This is a genomic window from Arthrobacter sp. AL12 (assembly GCF_029960645.1).
Lineage (GTDB): Bacteria > Actinomycetota > Actinomycetes > Actinomycetales > Micrococcaceae > Arthrobacter.
Genome location: NZ_JASBQY010000010.1, coordinates 82960 through 98722 on the forward strand (window position 1 = coordinate 82960; position 15763 = coordinate 98722).

The 15763-nt window shown below is 67.3% G+C and carries 18 protein-coding genes and 1 pseudogene; 7 read left to right on the plus strand and 12 right to left on the minus strand.

The annotated features are described in order from the left end of the window. The first annotated feature begins 6 nt into the window (after window positions 1-6). Window positions 7-756 carry a hypothetical protein gene (locus QK291_RS12430; RefSeq protein WP_282382280.1) on the plus strand — a complete coding sequence of 250 codons (750 nt, stop codon included), beginning with the start codon at window positions 7-9 and terminating at the stop codon, window positions 754-756. A gap of 58 nt (window positions 757-814) precedes the next feature. Here the strand turns inward: QK291_RS12430 and QK291_RS12435 are convergent, their stop codons facing one another. The 3 genes from QK291_RS12435 to QK291_RS12445 form a co-directional block, all read right to left on the minus strand. Further along, window positions 815-1180: a hypothetical protein gene (locus QK291_RS12435; protein WP_282382281.1), complete on the minus strand. Its 366-nt coding sequence runs from the start codon at window positions 1178-1180 to the stop codon at window positions 815-817. A gap of 84 nt (window positions 1181-1264) precedes the next feature. Next, window positions 1265-1858, minus strand: coding sequence for a hypothetical protein (locus QK291_RS12440; RefSeq protein ID WP_282382282.1), 594 nt, complete (start codon window positions 1856-1858; stop codon window positions 1265-1267). Window positions 1859-1977: 119 nt separating this feature from the next. Next, window positions 1978-3333, minus strand: a complete 1356-nt coding sequence (locus QK291_RS12445; protein ID WP_282382283.1) for an MATE family efflux transporter — start codon at window positions 3331-3333, stop codon at window positions 1978-1980. Window positions 3334-3479: 146 nt separating this feature from the next. Here QK291_RS12445 and QK291_RS12450 point away from each other — a divergent pair, with 146 nt between their 5' ends. Together QK291_RS12450 and QK291_RS12455 are read left to right on the plus strand one after the other, a co-directional pair. Continuing rightward, entirely contained in the window at window positions 3480-3914 is a 435-nt protein-coding gene (locus QK291_RS12450) for a DoxX family protein (RefSeq protein ID WP_282382358.1), read from the plus strand. Between the two features lie 141 nt (window positions 3915-4055). After that, window positions 4056-5030, plus strand: coding sequence for an acyl-CoA thioesterase (locus QK291_RS12455; protein ID WP_282382284.1), 975 nt, complete (start codon window positions 4056-4058; stop codon window positions 5028-5030). A gap of 3 nt (window positions 5031-5033) precedes the next feature. Here QK291_RS12455 and dnaB read toward each other — a convergent pair whose 3' ends face one another. After that, a complete protein-coding gene (dnaB, locus tag QK291_RS12460) occupies window positions 5034-6416 on the minus strand; it encodes a replicative DNA helicase (RefSeq protein WP_024367946.1) in 1383 nt (460 codons plus the stop codon). Window positions 6417-7046: 630 nt separating this feature from the next. Between dnaB and QK291_RS12465 the strand changes: the two genes are divergently transcribed. After that, window positions 7047-7514 (plus strand): hypothetical protein, encoded by a 468-nt coding sequence (locus QK291_RS12465; RefSeq protein WP_282382286.1) that lies wholly within the window; start codon window positions 7047-7049, stop codon window positions 7512-7514. A 4-nt stretch (window positions 7515-7518) separates the two neighbouring features. Then, window positions 7519-8091: a hypothetical protein gene (locus QK291_RS12470; RefSeq protein ID WP_282382287.1), complete on the plus strand. Its 573-nt coding sequence runs from the start codon at window positions 7519-7521 to the stop codon at window positions 8089-8091. Between the two features lie 95 nt (window positions 8092-8186). On the opposite strand, the gene QK291_RS12475 is transcribed toward QK291_RS12470, so the two are convergent. Further along, window positions 8187-8813, minus strand: a complete 627-nt coding sequence (locus QK291_RS12475) for an FMN reductase (RefSeq protein WP_282382288.1) — start codon at window positions 8811-8813, stop codon at window positions 8187-8189. Window positions 8814-9010: 197 nt separating this feature from the next. Continuing rightward, window positions 9011-9868, minus strand: a complete 858-nt coding sequence (locus tag QK291_RS12480; RefSeq protein ID WP_282382290.1) for a PhzF family phenazine biosynthesis protein — start codon at window positions 9866-9868, stop codon at window positions 9011-9013. A gap of 65 nt (window positions 9869-9933) precedes the next feature. Here QK291_RS12480 and QK291_RS12485 point away from each other — a divergent pair, with 65 nt between their 5' ends. Next, on the plus strand, window positions 9934-10380 hold the full coding sequence (locus tag QK291_RS12485; protein WP_282382292.1) for a DUF1801 domain-containing protein: 447 nt from the start codon (window positions 9934-9936) through the stop codon (window positions 10378-10380). Window positions 10381-10551: 171 nt separating this feature from the next. Here QK291_RS12485 and rplI read toward each other — a convergent pair whose 3' ends face one another. From rplI to rpsF, 4 genes are all read right to left on the minus strand, one after another. After that, window positions 10552-11004 (minus strand): 50S ribosomal protein L9, encoded by a 453-nt coding sequence (gene rplI / locus QK291_RS12490; protein ID WP_282382294.1) that lies wholly within the window; start codon window positions 11002-11004, stop codon window positions 10552-10554. A gap of 17 nt (window positions 11005-11021) precedes the next feature. After that, the gene (gene rpsR / locus QK291_RS12495; protein WP_003800144.1) at window positions 11022-11261 is read right to left on the minus strand and encodes a 30S ribosomal protein S18; all 240 of its coding nucleotides are present in this window, start codon (window positions 11259-11261) and stop codon (window positions 11022-11024) included. A gap of 126 nt (window positions 11262-11387) precedes the next feature. Further along, window positions 11388-11987: a single-stranded DNA-binding protein gene (locus QK291_RS12500; RefSeq protein WP_282382296.1), complete on the minus strand. Its 600-nt coding sequence runs from the start codon at window positions 11985-11987 to the stop codon at window positions 11388-11390. Between the two features lie 55 nt (window positions 11988-12042). After that, complete coding sequence (rpsF, locus tag QK291_RS12505) at window positions 12043-12348, minus strand: 30S ribosomal protein S6 (protein WP_069950073.1); 306 nt, start codon at window positions 12346-12348, stop codon at window positions 12043-12045. 241 nt (window positions 12349-12589) lie between these two features. Here rpsF and QK291_RS12510 point away from each other — a divergent pair, with 241 nt between their 5' ends. Beyond that, a complete protein-coding gene (locus QK291_RS12510; protein WP_282382303.1) occupies window positions 12590-13273 on the plus strand; it encodes a DUF1345 domain-containing protein in 684 nt (227 codons plus the stop codon). A 4-nt stretch (window positions 13274-13277) separates the two neighbouring features. Here QK291_RS12510 and QK291_RS12515 read toward each other — a convergent pair whose 3' ends face one another. Together QK291_RS12515 and QK291_RS12520 are read right to left on the minus strand one after the other, a co-directional pair. Continuing rightward, window positions 13278-14588: a M18 family aminopeptidase gene (locus QK291_RS12515; RefSeq protein WP_282382305.1), complete on the minus strand. Its 1311-nt coding sequence runs from the start codon at window positions 14586-14588 to the stop codon at window positions 13278-13280. 40 nt (window positions 14589-14628) lie between these two features. Then, window positions 14629-15550, minus strand: a pseudogene (locus QK291_RS12520) (3,4-dioxygenase subunit beta). Window positions 15551-15763: the final 213 nt, after the last annotated feature.

The window sequence follows — 15763 nt, forward strand, 5'->3', positions numbered from 1 at the left end:
GCACACATGGCACAGCGCCCCTCGCTCAAAAACGTCACGGCAACACTGGGGATCACCGGATTTTTGGCAGTGGGGCTGGTCGCCTGCGGCGGGGGCGGATCCGCGCCCGCGACCACCAACACCCCCGAGGCCGCGACCCCTGCCGCCAGCAGTGCCAGCGCCAGCGCCAGCGCCACGCCCAGCACGGCAGCGTCGACCGCAGCGGCGGCGGCGGTGCCCGTGAACAGTACTCTCACCGCGCCGGGAACCAAGCTCAAGGCCGGAGAGCCTGCCGTCACACACACGAATACGGGCAAGGACAAGGCGGACCCGAAGTACACGGAAGCGGTCTTCACCTCAACGCTGACGGGAGTCGTCGCGGGAACCACGGAGGACTTCGCCAAGTTCAAGGACGCCGCGAAGTTCGCCGGGCAGACGCCCTATTTCGTCTCGGTCAGCCACCGGATGGACAGCCTCAGCAGGGTATCCCTCGGCATCAGCGAGCCCAGGGTCACCGCCCAGCTCAAAGACGGCCCGGACGCGCAGTCACTCATCGTCTTCGGCGCCTTCGACCAATGCGCCAGCACCCGCTTCGCCACCACGGGCACCGGGGACTCCCTGAGTCTGGTGGTCGGCAGCACCATGGTGTCCTGCCAGGTGTTTCTGGCGCCGGCCGGCGATGAGGTCACGACCGTCGAGTACACCGACACAAAGTACATTTACGCCAACTACAGCGACAACCCTTACCTGAAGAATCCGATTTCCTGGACCAAGTAGGAATATTCGACGGGGCGCCGGAACAGGGCGCCCCGCGGGCAGGACGGCGTTCGCGGACTCAGCGGACGTCGTCGCCCGACGCACGGGGGCCGGCGTCCGGGGTGCCGGCGTCCGGGCGGGCCTGCGTCGGGTGGCCGCCGTGGCCGCTGTGGCGGGAGCTGAGGTTGATGCCGGACCCCTTGCCGAGCTGTTCATCGTTGGGCTTGTGGCCCATCGAAAGCATGGCAAGCACCACCAGGATCACAATGAAGGCAATGCCGGCGGCAGTGAAGGCCAGGTCAAAGCGCGGGGTCTTGGCGCTGCCGCCGGACGCGAAAATGAGGGTGGCAACGAAGGCCAGCACTGCCCAGAAGGCGGAGAACATGAGCGGTCCCTTGACCGAGGTGCGCAGGTTGCGCGGTTCTCCAGATTTCTGCTGTGCCAAGGTGCTTTCCTCCTGCAGCCGACGCCGCCAGGCGTGGCAGTTGTGATGCCGCGAGCGTTCTACGCAAGGTAGAACCTGTCGGTACTAGTTTACGGCCTTCGCGGAATCGGCCCGCGCATCGTGCCGCAGGGTCAGCCCGGCCAGCATCCAGAGGACACCGCTGATAATGGCACCGCCGCCGGCGACCCCGAGCAGGGCATGCGGACCAAGGTCAATGAAGAACGGCAGCAGACCGGCGGTGCCCACTCCGACGACGCCGGAGGCGATCCAGTCGCGGGCCAGCACGGACCGGCCGCGGTTGGTGATACCGAGATAGAGCTCTGCTGCGCCGGCCAGGCCCAGACCCAGTGCGGCCAGGACCCCGAAAAGCAGGTTGCCGGACATGAGCCCGACCGCGGCCCCGGTTCCGGTCAGCACGGCGCCGGCGGCTGACAGGACCTTGCTGGACCCGGACCCGGCGCGGAGCCCGGTCTTGTTCGCGCTCCAGAGCAGCACCACACCCGTGGCCAGCAGGTAGACACCGCCGGCCCAGCCCATGACCTCGGTGGAGGGCGCGGCCCAGAACACCGTCACAGCACCGAACCCTAGCGCGACGGCGGCCCGGACCAGCACGGGCTTCCAGAGGTCCGCCGTGGCGGGCTGGGCAGTGGAGGCGTCAGGGTTTGCGGGGAGAGTCACCTGATTAGTTTAGTGCGAAGCCGCACCGGCGCGTGCCGGTATGCCGCGGAGACCGCGGGCGGGGCCGGGGGTCCGGCGCGCGGGCCGGGGGTCAGGCAGGTAAGGCCGGGCGGGTGGACTCAGCGGGGGCCGAGTACCATCCACCGGTCCGTCCGCGCGCGGAGGCCCAGTGTCACAGCCCTCGCGGCCATGTAGCCCAGCGAGAACGCCGCCCACAGCCAGAGCAGGCCCGCGCCGCCGTCCGCCCCGGACTGCCGGACGGCGAGCAGCAGCGGCAGATAGACGGCGAGATTCACGACACCGGCCAGCGCCAGGTACTTCGCGTCCCCCGCGCCGATCAGCACGCCGTCGAGGACAAAGACATAGCCGGCCAGTGGCTGCCCGGCCGCGAGCACCCACAGCGCCAGCGTGAGCGCCGCCCGGACCTCGGCGTCAGACGTGAAGAGCAGGCCGGCCCAGGGTGCCGCGATGGCGAGCAGGATCCCGGCGAGTGCCCCGAAACCGAGGCCCCAGCGGACCATGGTTCCGGTGAGCCCGCGCGCCGCGGCGGGGCGGGATGCGCCGAGTTCCTTGCCGATGAGAGCCTGCGCGGCAATGGCAAGGGCATCGAGGGCGAAGGCCAGGAAGGTGAAGACGGTCATGGCGAGTTGGTGGGCGGCGAGGTTGACCGGCCCCTGGGCCGTGCCCACTACTACCGTCGCGAGGATCGCGATGCGCAGGCTGAGCGTCCGCAGCATCAGCCACGAGCCCACTTTGGTCAGGGCCCGGATGCCGCGCCAATCGGGCAGCAGGGACACCCCGTGGTTGCGGGCATTGCGCTGGACCATGACCACGTAGACCAGGGCCATGGCCCATTGGGCGATGCTGGTGCCGATGGCGGAGCCGGTGACGGACAACTGCAGCCCGTAGACCAGGATCAGGTTCAGTCCGACGTTCAACGTGAAACCGGCGGCGGCGACGAGCAGCGGTGTGCGGGTGTCCTGCAGGCCCCGGAGCACGCCGGTGCCGGCAAAGATGAGCAGCATCGCGACCAGCCCGGGCATCGACCAGCGCAGGTAGTCCACGGCGAATGTCCGCACGTCGCCGGTGGCGCCCATCAGGTCCAGGAGCGGTTCGGCGGCGAGGAACCCGGCGGCGGCGAGGACGATTCCGAGCAGCAGGGCCAGCCAGGCGCCGTCCCGCCCGGCCGCCAGGGCCCTGGGCAGCTGACCGTTGCCGATCGCCCGCGCCACGGCTGGAGTGGTGGAGTAGGCCAGGAACACCATGAGGCCCACCACGGTATGCAGCACCGCGGATGCCAGTCCGACGCCGGCGAGCTGGGCCACGCCGAGGTGGCCGACGATTGCAGCATCCGCAAGGAGAAACAGCGGTTCGGCGATGAGCGCACCGAAGGCCGGGACCGCCAGGCGCAGGATCTCCCGCCTCCGGCCCGCGACGGACGGCAGGGTGGCGGGAGTCGGGGTGGAGGCGGGCACGGAACCACCCTAGCGGCAGGGACGGCGTCGCACGGCTTCGCATTAGTTGACTTTTCAACTAAGCACCGGAAGACTATAAGTTGAAGCTTAAACTAAAATTCTTCGCGGACTTCACCCGCCACTCCCGCCGTCAGAACGGCATCCCCGTGAACCAGCCCGCCCTCACCACCACGGCCCGCACCATCCTGCGCATCATCACCGGATTCCTCTTCACCGCCCACGGCTGGCAGAAATTCACTGAATTCACCATTGCCGGCACCCAGGCTGCCTTCGCACAGATGGGCGTTCCGGCCGCCAACCTAGTCGCCCCCGTCGTCGCCACGCTGGAGCTCGTCGGCGGCATCGCCCTGATTCTCGGCGTGCTCACCCGCGTGTTCGCCGCCCTGCTCGCAGTGAATATGCTCGGTGCCCTGTTCCTGGTCCATACCCCGGCGGGAATCTTTGCCGCCACCGGCGGCTACGAACTGGTGCTGATCCTGGCTGCCGCAGCCCTGGCCGTGGCCCTCGTCGGCGCCGGCAAGGTCTCCGTGGACAAGGCCCTCTTCGGCCGCACCGGCTCCAGGCTCAGCGTCCTGGCCTAAGGAAGTCCCCGCGCCAGGCGGCGAGTCCGTCGGGCGGCCACCACCCGGTGGCCGCCCGCCGTCGTGCCCTGCAAGGCGCCCCGGACAGCGTTTGTGTCCTCGCCCGCGACGCTTTGCCGGCCCGTCGGTACACTCACTTTCATGAGTGAGACTGCCGCCAATGCCGTGACCCTGCGCTTCCTCGCCGCGCCCACCGACGTCGGCCACAGCGGATCGGTCGACGCCGGCACTGTGCTTGAGTGGGTGGACAAGGCCGCCTATGCGGCCGCGGTCGGCTGGTCCAAGTCCTACTGTGTGACGGCCTACGTGGGGAACATCCACTTCGCGGACCCCGTCAACAGCGGGGACATGGTCGAAGTCGAGGCAACCATTGTCTATACGGGCCGGTCCTCCATGCACATCCGCACCGTGGTGTCCTCGGGCGACCCGAGGGGCGGCCCGGCCACGATGCGCAGCCAGTGCATGGTCATCTTCGTGGCCGTCGGCGCAGACGGCAAGCCTGTCCCGGTGCCGCAGTTTGAGCCGACAACCCAGGAGGAAATCGAACAGCGCGACCATGCCCTGGCGCGGATCAAGGTCCGTGAGGACATCGTCCAGGCGATGAGCGGACAGGTATATACCGGCGCCGGAACCGCCGAGAACGTGGTCCTCCGCTTTATGGCAGCCCCCACGGATGTGAACTGGGGAGGCAAGGTGCACGGCGGCATCGTCATGAAATGGATCGACGAAGCGGCCTACGTCTGCGCCTCGCGGTACTGCGGAATGGACACTGTGGCCGTCTTCTCCGGCGGCGTGCGCTTTTACCGGCCGCTGCTGATTGGCCACCTGGTGGAGGTCGAGGCCCGGCTCGTCTACACCGGGACCAAGGGCATGCACATCGCGGTCCACGTCCGCTCGGGAGACCCCAAGGGACGCGAACTGCAGCTCACCACCTACTGCCTGACCGTAATGGTGGCACGTGACGAGAACGGCACGTCCGTCCCGGTCCCGCAGTGGGTGCCCGTGTCCGAGGAGGACAAGCGGCTGCACGCGCATGCCCGCGAGCTGCTGGAGATCCGTGGCCGGGCGCCGGGGAACCGGCTGCCCAACCACCTGCTCCGGGCCGGCGGGAAGTAACCGCTAGAAGCCGCCGCCCCCGGCGTCGGCGGCCATATTGGCGAACCGCGAGTAGTGGCCCTGGAAAGCGACCACAATGTCCTTGGTAGGGCCGTTACGGTGCTTGGCAATGAGGATGTCGGCTTCACCGGCGCGCGGTGATTCCTTGTCGTAGACGTCTTCACGGTGCAGCAGGATGACCATGTCGGCATCCTGCTCAATGGAACCGGACTCACGAAGATCAGAGACCATCGGCCGCTTGTCCTGGCGCTGCTCGGAGCCACGGTTCAGCTGCGACAGCGCAATGACGGGTACCTGGAGTTCCTTGGCCAGCAGCTTCAGGGCCCGGGAAAACTCGGAGACTTCCTGCTGGCGCGACTCCACTTTCTTGCCCGAGCTCATCAGCTGCAGGTAGTCCAGGATGACGAGCTTGAGATCATGCTGCTGCTTCAGGCGCCGGCATTTGGCCCGGATTTCCATCAGCGACATGTTGGGGCTGTCGTCGATGAAGAGCGGGGCGTCGTTCATCCGGCCCATGGTGGTGGCAATCTTGGACCACTGCTCGTCCTTGATCGTGCCCTTGCGCAGGTCCTGAAGGCCGATCGTGGCCTCCGCGGACAGCAAACGCATGGCGATCTCGTTCCGCCCCATCTCCAGGGAGAACATCACGGTGGCGAGGTTGTTCTTGATGGCCGCGGAGCGGGCGAAGTCCAGCGCAAAGGTCGACTTGCCGACGGCGGGGCGGGCAGCGATGACGATCATCTGGCCGGGGTGCAGGCCGTGCGTGAGCTCATCGAGTTCGTAGAAGCCGGTGGGAACGCCGGTCATCCCCTCCTCGCGGTGGCCGGACGCTTCGATCTCGTCCACGGTGGACTCCATCACGTCCTTGAGGACAACGTAGTCCTCGGCGGTGCGGCGCTCCGCCACCGCATAGATCTCGGCCTGCGCCTGGTTTACCAGGTCTTCGACCTCGCCGTCCTGGCCGTAGCCGAGCTGGACGATCTTGGTGCCGGCGTTGACCAGCCGGCGCAAGACCGCGCGTTCGCCCACGATTTCGGCGTAGTAGCCGGCATTGGCGGCGGTGGGAACAGTCTGGATCAGCTCGTGCAGGTAGGCCGGGCCGCCGATCCTGTTGATCTCGCCCCGCTTGGTCAGTTCATCCGAGACGGTGACGGCGTCGGCAGGTTCGCCGCGGCCGTAGAGGTCGATGATGGCTTCGTAGATCGTCTCGTGCGCCGGGCGGTAGAAGTCCACGCCGCGCAGGATTTCGACGACGTCGGCGATGGCGTCCTTGGACAGCATCATGCCGCCCAGCACGGATTGCTCGGCAGGAATGTCCTGTGGCGGCTTGCGGCTGCCTTCGGCTCCCCGAGTCCCCTCGACTGAGTCCAGATGCGTAACTGACAAAACTGCCGTCCTCCATTGTGTGCCTCGGCGGATGTCCGTGCGCCGGGCGACGCGAGTGCCATGGGCCTTGGTGCCCGCTGGCGTCGACCCCGGCCGAAGCCCGACGGGTTAACAACTATCAGCGGGCCCCGACAATTTTGGCCGCCTCCCGGAACTGCCGGTTTTCCACAGCGGGATCCAGGCCTGAAGGGCCGGTCAGAAAGGAAGGCCAGCATCGGATTTCGGTATCCAAGGCTCGATATCCAGCAACGTTAGCCCCCGCCGGGTCAGGCACCAACCCGGCGGGCCGCACCTCCTGTGGATAACCTGTGCACTACTGCCCCCTGCTTGTGCACAGCCTGTGGGAACAGCTGTGGATAGAAAGTTTCTTGCCCCGGCAATACGCTCCTGACGTGCGGAAACACAGGGATCACCGTGTGGACACAAAAGAATTTCCTGCCAGGTTCATCCACAGCGGCCGAGCTGAGGCTGGGGATAGCCGGCATCAAGTGAGGGCACACAAGGCCGGAAATATGCACATTTGGTGATGGTCCTCACCGGGATTGCCCGGGATTGACGCCGCCGGCGACGCACGGTATGCCGATCGCAGAAGGTGCTGTGGATAACTGCGATCTGGCATAAGCTCTTCACATGGGCGATGTACTGCTAGTCATACTGCCTGCCCTCATCCTGGCAGCAGTCCTCTGGGCGTTTGCCACGGCCCTCAGACCCCGCGATTTCGGCATGTCCGACGCGGAGCGCTACCAGCAGGAGCTGGCCGTCCGCTCCCAGGCCCACTATGCGGCCCAGGTCCAGGCCGCCACCGCCGCCCGGGCGCGCGTGGACGCCGTCACCCGTCCCAGCCAGAATGAACAGCAGCAGTCACAGCAGGCCGACCACGCCCGCAGGGCGTTGCTCGCCCAGGTGGGCTCCGCGCCCGCCGCCGGGCAGCCCGGGTATCAGGGGCACGTGCTCCCCGGCGGCCAACTGAACCCGCAGTTCGCCCTGCAGCTCCAATCGATGGCAAGGAGCGGCAAGAAGCTTCAGGCCATCAGGCTGCTGCGCCAGACGACCCATTCAGATCTTTTGACCGCCAAGAAATATGTAGATCGGCTGTAGTTTCATGGAATCCCTGCTTATCCCCCTGCTAATTCTGGCGCTCGTCGGTGCCGGTGTGCTGCTCGGCGCCCGCGCCCTCGGCCGCCGCAACAAGCAGCCGCGGCGGGAATCGTCCCCCCAGACGGGCCGCGATCCGGTCGAACTCGCACGCACCGCCTCCGCCAAACTCAGCCATGAGCAACACCGCCGGCTTTACGCGCTGATCGCCCAGGGGCAGGCCATGGCCGCCATCAAGCTGTACTTCGAGGCCACCGGAGAGGGGCTGCGGGCCTCACGGGATGCCGTGGGGGCCCTGGCTGCCCACCCGCAGCCCTTCCGGCCCGAGGCACCCCACCAGGGCCCCGTGGATGACGACGACGACGCGCCGCAGCGTTTTTCCTACCGCTACCGGGCGATCGCCAGCAAAGGCGATGTCACGCGCGAGGTCAGCAGCAACATGCTCAACGACGAGATCTATGGCAGGATCCGCACCCTGGCCAGAAGCGGCGAAACCGAGGCGGCGGCGGAGGCCCTCACCCGGCACTCGGACATCTCCATCAAGCAGGCGCGTGAATTCATCGCCCTCCTCGAGGACTGACCCCGGCCCCCGGGGAACTGGAAGTCGAACAGCACGCCGGGCCAGCCTTCCTTCTTCCTGGGCAGGCGGCGGTTGTCGTAACGCGGCTGGAGCCGTCAGCGCCGGGCCGAAATGCCGGCAAGCAACTCCTCGAACGGCAGCGACTCCGCGGCAGGCTGCTTCTGCTGCGGCTGGGCACCCTGCAGCAGCGCGGCGAACTCGCCCGCCGCCCGGTCGATCCGCGTCGAGAGGGGCGATCCGCCGTCGTCGTTGTTGCCCCAGTCCTGCGGTCCGGCAAAAACGGCAGTGTTGGCGATCCGGGTGCGGAGGTAGCTGAACAGGGGCCGCATGGCGAAGTCCAGGACCATCTGGTGCCGGTCGGTTCCGGCGGTGACGCCGAGCAGGACGGCCTTGCCCTCGAGGGCTTTGGGGTCGAGGACGTCGATGAAGGACTTGAAGAGGCCGCTGTAGGAGGCGCTGAAGACCGGGCTGACGGCGATAATGCCATCCGAGGCCTCGACTCCGGCGATCACGTCGGCGAGCCTCGGCGCGGCGTAGCCGGTCACAAAGTTGTTGGCGATATCCACGGCGAGGTCGCGCAGTTCCAGCACCCGGATATCGGCGGCGTAGCCGGCCGCGGCTAGGTGGTGTTCCGCAGAGGCGGCCAGCTGGTCCGCCAGCAGGCGGCTCGACGACGGGACACCGAGTCCGGCGGAGAGAACAGTGATGCGGCGGGATTCCACGGGGATGCTCCTCAAGTTGTGTCAGGCCACAAACGCCCATATATGCGTTTGCATCTAACTAGTCAAGAGTGGGTGCGTGCCGTATATTCCCGGCACCCCGTTGTGCTATCACTTGTGGCCCCCAAAACCACGGAATGGCCACCGGATCTGACAGGGCAACGAACCCCGGCGTGACATATTGGCCGCGGGCAGGCCACTCAGAGCAGGACAAACCCCTCAATACAGCTCACCGAACTCCCGCCTACCCAGATGTCGCCGCCCGCGGCGTCGATGTGCACCCGGCCGGCACGTCCCAGCGCCGTTCCCTGCGCCGCGACGTAGGACTCCGGGGCCCGGCCGCTGCGGATCAGCCAGTGGGCCGCGCCGGCGTTGAAGCTGCCGGTGACGGGGTCCTCCGCCGCCGCGTCGCCCGGGATGAACGTGCGCACCTCGAAGCCGACCTCTGATCCGGCGGCATGGGGGCCGATCACGCCGACTTTGAGTCCCGCCATGGCTGCAAAGTCAGGCCTGATAGCGAGTACTTGCTCGGCTGACTCCAGCAGCACACCGATCCAATCAGGGCCGTTGACCAGCCAGGACGCATCCAGCAGCGCCTCCCGCGGCATTCTGAGGCCAGCGGCGATGCGGGCCAGATCCGTCTCGGCGACCGGCCCCGAGCGGGTCAGTGGCGGGGCCGCGAACGCCAGCCGGCCGCCGTCGCGCCTTACCCTGACCAGCCCGGCCCCGCACTCCTGGACCAGCATCCCGTCCTGCCGGGGGATACCGCCGGCTTCAAGCCAGGCATGCGCCGAGCCGAGCGTGGGGTGGCCGGCAAAGGGGAACTCTTCGCTGCCGGTATAGATCCTGACCCGGTAGTCCGCCCGGGGGTCGGTGGGGGGCAACAGGAAGGTGGTCTCGGAGAGATTGGTCCAGTTGGCGAACCGCTGCATTACCTCCGCCGCGAGGCCCGCGGCGTCCAGGACAACGGCCAGCGGGTTGCCCCGGAAGGCCTCAGCCGAAAAAACGTCCACCTGGGCGAAGGGGCGGAGGCGCGCGGGTGCTGTATATGGGGTCACTGCCGCAGGTTACCACCGGCGCCGGTGCGGCTGACAAGGCCGCCGCGGTCTGCGAGACTTCCCGCATGGCTGTGAACAAGACCCAACCGAAGACAGACAACAAGACCACGGCAACCGGCGCGTCGGTCGAGGAGTTCCTTGCCGCCGTCGAGCATCCCGTCCGGCACCGGGACGGGCTCCGGCTGCTGGAACTTATGGCAGAGGCCACCGGGCAGCCGGCAGAAATGTGGGGGCCGACGATCGTCGGCTTCGGCCGCTACCACTACAGGTACGCGACCGGCCGGGAGGGAGACGCGCCTGCCGTCGGCTTCTCGCCCCGGAAGGCCAGCCTGTCCCTCTACGGGCTGAGCTACGGGCCGGAGTCGGCCGCGCTGCTGGCGCGGCTGGGGAAGCACAAGACCGGAGCCGGGTGCGTTTATGTCAACAAGCTCGACGACGTCGACGAGGCGGTGCTCACCGAGCTGATCCGGAACGGCTACCGGCATGTGACAACGGTCCTGCACCACCGCTAGGCCCGGTCAACTGAACCACCGCGGGGTCACATCGCGTCGATGGCACCGCCCACCTTGGGCCGTAGCTGACCCCGCGTTGGAGTTAAAGCAGAAGGCCCCCGCGTCCGGTTCCGCAAGGGAATCCGAAGGCGGGGGCCTTCCAGCAGTTCAGGACTGCGCAGCCGGTGAGGGCTACTTGCCTGCGACTACGTCGAGTTCGACCACAGCGGCAACGTCAGCGTGAAGACGGACGTTGGCCTGGTAGGAACCAACCGACTTGATGTGCGTCGGCAGTTCAACCTTGCGCTTGTCGATGCGGCCAAGGCCAGCGGCCTCAACAGCGTCGGCCACGTCGCCCTGCTTGACGGTGCCGAACAGGCGTCCGGTCTCGCCTGCCTTGACAACGAGCTTGACCGGCTTCGCGGAGAGTGCAGCGGCCTGCTTCTGAGCGTCTTCCAGGGAAGCGTGCTCGCGGGCGGCACGGGCAGTCTTGATGGACTCAACCTGCTTCTCGCCACCCTTGGACCAGGTCAGGGCGAAGTTGCGGGGCAGCAGGTAGTTACGTGCGTAACCGTCCTTGACCTCAACAACATCGCCTGCAGCACCGAGACCGGTTACTTCGTGGGTCAGAATGAGCTTTGCCATGTTAGTTAATCCCTTCCTTAGCCGCGGCCAGCGCCGGAGTAGGGCAGCAGAGCAACTTCGCGGGCGTTCTTGATTGCCTGGGCGATCTTGCGCTGTTCCTGCACCGTGACGCCGGTGACGCGACGGGCGCGGATCTTTCCGCGGTCGGAGATGAACTTGCGCAGCAATGCTACGTCCTTGTAGTCGATGACAGTGATGTCAGCGGCCTTCAAGGGGTTGGACTTTGGTTTGGGCTTACGGAGTTCAGCCTTAGCCATCGTGGAGCTCCTATTCGATGGAGCCCGTGGATATTGATCCACGGGATGGTGGTGATCCGACGCCGGTCAACGCCCGTCCGCCTTGCGGCGTTCCGGCGGCTTGCGTCGTCGAACCTTAGATGTTGTTTAGAAGGGAGGTTCGGAATCCGGGCCGTTGCCCCAGCCGCCGCCTGCATTGCTGACACCGGGCGTGGCCCAGGGGTCATCCTGCTGCTGTGCGGGCTGGTTGCCGCCCCAGGTTCCGCCCGAGTTGCCGCCGCCCTGGTTTCCACCAGAGCCGCCACCGAAGCCGCCGCCGCTGTTGCCGCCGCCGCTGCCGAAGCCGCCCTGGGCGCCGTTGCCGGCACCCCCACCGCCGGAGCGCTGGGTGCGGTTGACCTTGGCGTTGGCGTAGCGCAGGCTGGGGCCGATTTCATCGACCTCAAGCTCGATAACGGTGCGCTTCTCGCCTTCTTTGGTTTCGTAGGAACGGCTCTTCAGCCGGCCGTTAACGATCACGCGCATGCCCTTGGTCAGGGATTCGGCGACGTTTTCGGCGGCTTCGCGCCATACCGATGCGCGGAGGAACAGGGTTTCCCCGTCCTTCCACTCATTGGACTGGCGGTCGAAGGTGCGGGGAGTAGAAGCGATGGTGAAGTTCGCTACTGCCGAACCTGACGGTGTGAACCTCAGTTCGGGGTCACTGGTGAGATTACCGATGACCGTAATAGTGGTTTCGCCTGCCATCTACTGCCTCCTTATGCGTTCCTGCGGGGTGAAGAGTGAAAACCGGGAGCTGATATTACTCAGCAACGACCTTCTGTACTTCGGGGCGGGTGATCTTGGTGCGCATGATGGTCTCATTGAGGCTCAGCTGGCGGTCAAGTTCTTTGGCGGTAGCCGGCTCAGCGGTGAAGTTCACCACGGCGTAGATACCTTCAGTCTTCTTCTGGATTTCGTAAGCCAGGCGACGACGGCCCCAGATGTCAACCTTCTCGATGGTTCCACCATCGGTTGTGATGACGTTCAGGAACTTCTGAAGCGTTGGCTCAACGGTACGCTCTTCGACCTCGGGGTCGATGATTACCATCAATTCGTAAGGACGCATATGTGAACCCACCTCCTTTGGGCTAAGCGGTTACGGCATTTCCGTAACAGGAGGTTCATTTGCGGTGCCATGTGCCCGCATCGCCCCCAGGAACGGGGGCAGGGCGCAGCACAGACTTCAATAGCTTAGTGCATCGGCGGCCGATTCCGCGATTCCCAGCCTGCCCAGCGTAGGCACGGCCGGCAGGGCCCGGGAAGCGATGCCGGCCCCCAGGTGGACAACCCTGTGCCAAAATCGGGGGATGAAGAAGGGTTCCCCGATCCGCGGCGACGCGCGGCCGGTCCGCCGCAGCCGGCTGCGCCTGGCGGTCATGCTACTCGCCGGTGTGCTCGCGGCCGCAGCGACCGGACTTGCAGGGCAGTGGGTGGAGGCCCCCGCTGTGGGCTGGGGCAGCGCCTCACTGACCTACGTCGCGTGGGTCTGGGTGGCGGTCGGCCGCTTCAGCCCTGCCGAGACCCGGGCACATGCCACTGTGGAGGATCCGTCCCGCAGCATCACCGACCTGCTGATCCTGGCGGCCAACGTCGCCAGCCTCGGCGCGGTGGCCGCCGTCGTCGTCGATTCCCATGCCAGCGGCGGCGGGTCACGCTTTGGCGGCGGGCTCCTGGCCCTGGCGTCGGTGGCCCTGTCCTGGATGCTGGTGCAGACGCTGTTCACGCTGCGGTACGCCGAGCTCTACTACGGCACGGGCGGGAAAGCGGGGGCGGCGGTGGGCGGCATCGATTTCAACCAGGAACGGCCCCCGCAGTACACCGACTTCGCCTACCTCGCCACCAGCCTCGGCATGACATACCAGGTCTCCGACACGGCCCTGCAGAACCACGGCATCCGGGCCGAAGCGCTCAAGCACAGCCTGCTGTCCTATCTCTTTGGCACCGTCATCCTGGCCACGACGATCAGCCTCGTGATCAGCCTGGCGTTCTGATCGTCTACGCGGACGTTTGGAAGAACAGTTCCGTCACCTTCGCGAGCCGGTAGGGGTCCTCCACGCCGCAGAGTTCACGGGCCGAGTGCATCGAGAGCAGGGGCACGCCGACGTCGACCGTCCGGATGCCGAGGCGGGTGGCGGTCAGCGGTCCGATCGTGGAGCCGCAGGGCATCACGTTGTTGGAGACGAATTCCTGGTACGGGATGCCGGCGTCCGCGCAGAGCCGCGCCCAAAGGGCAGCGCCGGGGGCGTCCGTGGCGTAGCGCTGGTTGGCGTTGATCTTCAGCAGCGGACCGCCGTTCAGGGCCGGCCGGTTGGCAGGATCGTGCCGTTCGGCGTAATTGGGGTGGACGGCATGCCCGGCGTCGGCGGACACACAGAACGATGCCGCGAAGGCCTGCCGCCGCTGGCTCGCCGAGGCGCCCAGGCCATCGGAGATACGCACCAGCACGTCCTCGAGGATGGGCCCGCTCGCGCCGGACCGGGAGGCGGAGCCGATTTCCTCGTGGTCGAACGCGGCCAGCACTGCAATCGGCGCCCCGGCCGGCAGCGGCGCGGCGGAGTGGGCGATCAGCGCGGTGAGCCCGGCATGGGTGGCCGACAGGTTATCCAGCCGGCCGGAGGCGAAGAACTCGCCCTTCGCGCCGAACACGGCAGGGGCCTGGGTGTCCGCGATGACGACGTCGTAGCCGCCGATCAGAGCAGCGTCCACGTCCGCGCCGGCAACCCGGTCCGCCAGCAGTCCCAGCAGGTCCTCGCCGGCCGGGTCGCCGAGGCCGTAGACCGGGTTCATGTGCTGCTGCTTGTCCAGGGCCAGTCCGTCGTTCACGGCGCGGTCCAGGTGGATGGCCAGCTGCGGGAAACGCAGCAGCGGCCCGGTGGCGGTGAGGTGCTGGGTGCCGTCCCGCATCACCAGGCGCCCGGCGAGCTGCAGTTCGCGGTCCAGCCAGGAGTTGAGCAACGGGCCGCCATAGACCTCGACGCCGGCCTGCAGCCAGCCGAACTTGCCGGTGGTGGGCCTGGGCTTGAGCTTGAACGACGGCGAATCGGTGTGGGCGCCCAGGATATTAAAGCCGGTCGTGGGACCGGCGGTTTCCGGTGTCACCCAGGCGATGATCGCCCCGTCGCGGACCACGTAGAACTTCCCCGTCCCGGCGGTCCCGGGCCAAGACTGCAGCTCGTCGAGGGCGGTGAACCCTGCACGGTCCAGCCGCCGGGCGGCCTCGTGGACGGCATGGAAGCTCGACGGCGACTCGGTGACGTACGCGCCGAGGTCCTGGATGTGGGCTGCGGCGTTGGGCTCTGAAGGCATGGCTCCGAGTCTAGCGCCGTGCCGTGGGGCGGACGGGTTGCTACACGGTGACGTTGAGGCCCGCCGTGTACCCGCCGGACACCGATCCGGACATCGTGGCGAGCTGGTAGATGCCGCCGTCGTCGCCGAAGACGTTGTCCGACGTCGGTTGGTCCGGGGGAAGTTCCGGGCGCTGGATTCGTAGCCTGCCGAGGCGTAGACCTCCCTGCAGGCGGCGTCCGTCAGGGCGATCTGGGACACGGCGAGGACCTGCCCGGCCGCCGTCGCATTGTCCATCGACTCGAAGACTTCGAAGTGGATGTGCGGCCAGCGGCCGCTGTAGGCCCGGGAAAGGTGGTCTGGAAGGTGACCTGGCCGCTGGCGTCGGCCTGCTGGACGCCGCGGAGGTAGTTTTCGTTCTTGAGTCCGGCGTCGTACATGGAGTACTTGCCGTCCTTGTCGCAGTGCCAGGCGGGACCGGCGGCCCCTGCCAGCGGGACGCAGCCGCTGGCGTTGTCGAGCAGGGTCAGCGTGACGGTGAGCGGCACGCCGCCGGCCCGCGTGCTGGAGGTGCCGAAGCTGAAGGTGATATTCTGCCGGACCACACCCAGGCCGCCAGGACGTTGGGGCCGTGGAGCTGTCGCCGGGATAGGGACCGGCGGTTTCCTCCGGGATTTCGACGCCGCATTCGGCGATCGCGCGGGTCAGGGTCGGCGAACGGAGGCTGAGGCTGAGGCTGAGGCGGAGGGTGTGCCGGTGGCCGCGGCGGTTCCGGACGATGCCGGCGTCGACCCCGCCGAGGCGGTGGCGGAGGCGGCACCCGTTGCCGAGCCGCCTGGGGTGCAGGCTGCCAGGGCGGCGGCCGTGCCGGCACCGAGGAACATGCCCAGCGAACGGCGGCTCGTCAGGGTGGAGAGATCGAACTCCAGGCCGCGGTCGTGGTTGGGGTGCGGTTCATGCGGTGGCCGCCGGGAAAAGGTCATGTGTCCATGGAAGCCCGGGGCACTATGCCCGGGCTAGGTCCGCTTTGTGAACCCGCTGTGGCTTGCGCGGTAGCGGCCCGGGTGCAGGCTGGCCGGGACATGCACCCCGCGGGCGCCCAAGGCTGGGCATGCTCCACCCGGCCCGGCGGACATGCCCTCCCCGCCGGACCAGAGCTGGACATGCTCCACCCGGCCCGGCGGACATGCCCTCCC

What these genes read in the sequence shown, in the direction of transcription:
- rpsR (WP_003800144.1), bottom strand. Translation starts at nt 11,261, where the DNA reads ATGGCTAAGGCTGAACTCCGTAAGCCCAAACCAAAGTCCAACCCCTTG.
- QK291_RS12485 (WP_282382292.1), top strand. Translation starts at nt 9,934, where the DNA reads ATGGCTGTGAACAAGACCCAACCGAAGACAGACAACAAGACCACGGCA.
- QK291_RS12470 (WP_282382287.1), top strand. Translation starts at nt 7,519, where the DNA reads ATGGAATCCCTGCTTATCCCCCTGCTAATTCTGGCGCTCGTCGGTGCC.
- rplI (WP_282382294.1), bottom strand. Translation starts at nt 11,004, where the DNA reads ATGGCAAAGCTCATTCTGACCCACGAAGTAACCGGTCTCGGTGCTGCA.
- QK291_RS12465 (WP_282382286.1), top strand. Translation starts at nt 7,047, where the DNA reads ATGGGCGATGTACTGCTAGTCATACTGCCTGCCCTCATCCTGGCAGCA.
- QK291_RS12430 (WP_282382280.1), top strand. Translation starts at nt 7, where the DNA reads ATGGCACAGCGCCCCTCGCTCAAAAACGTCACGGCAACACTGGGGATC.
- QK291_RS12515 (WP_282382305.1), bottom strand. Translation starts at nt 14,588, where the DNA reads ATGCCTTCAGAGCCCAACGCCGCAGCCCACATCCAGGACCTCGGCGCG.
- QK291_RS12510 (WP_282382303.1), top strand. Translation starts at nt 12,590, where the DNA reads ATGAAGAAGGGTTCCCCGATCCGCGGCGACGCGCGGCCGGTCCGCCGC.
- rpsF (WP_069950073.1), bottom strand. Translation starts at nt 12,348, where the DNA reads ATGCGTCCTTACGAATTGATGGTAATCATCGACCCCGAGGTCGAAGAG.
- QK291_RS12455 (WP_282382284.1), top strand. Translation starts at nt 4,056, where the DNA reads ATGAGTGAGACTGCCGCCAATGCCGTGACCCTGCGCTTCCTCGCCGCG.
- QK291_RS12500 (WP_282382296.1), bottom strand. Translation starts at nt 11,987, where the DNA reads ATGGCAGGCGAAACCACTATTACGGTCATCGGTAATCTCACCAGTGAC.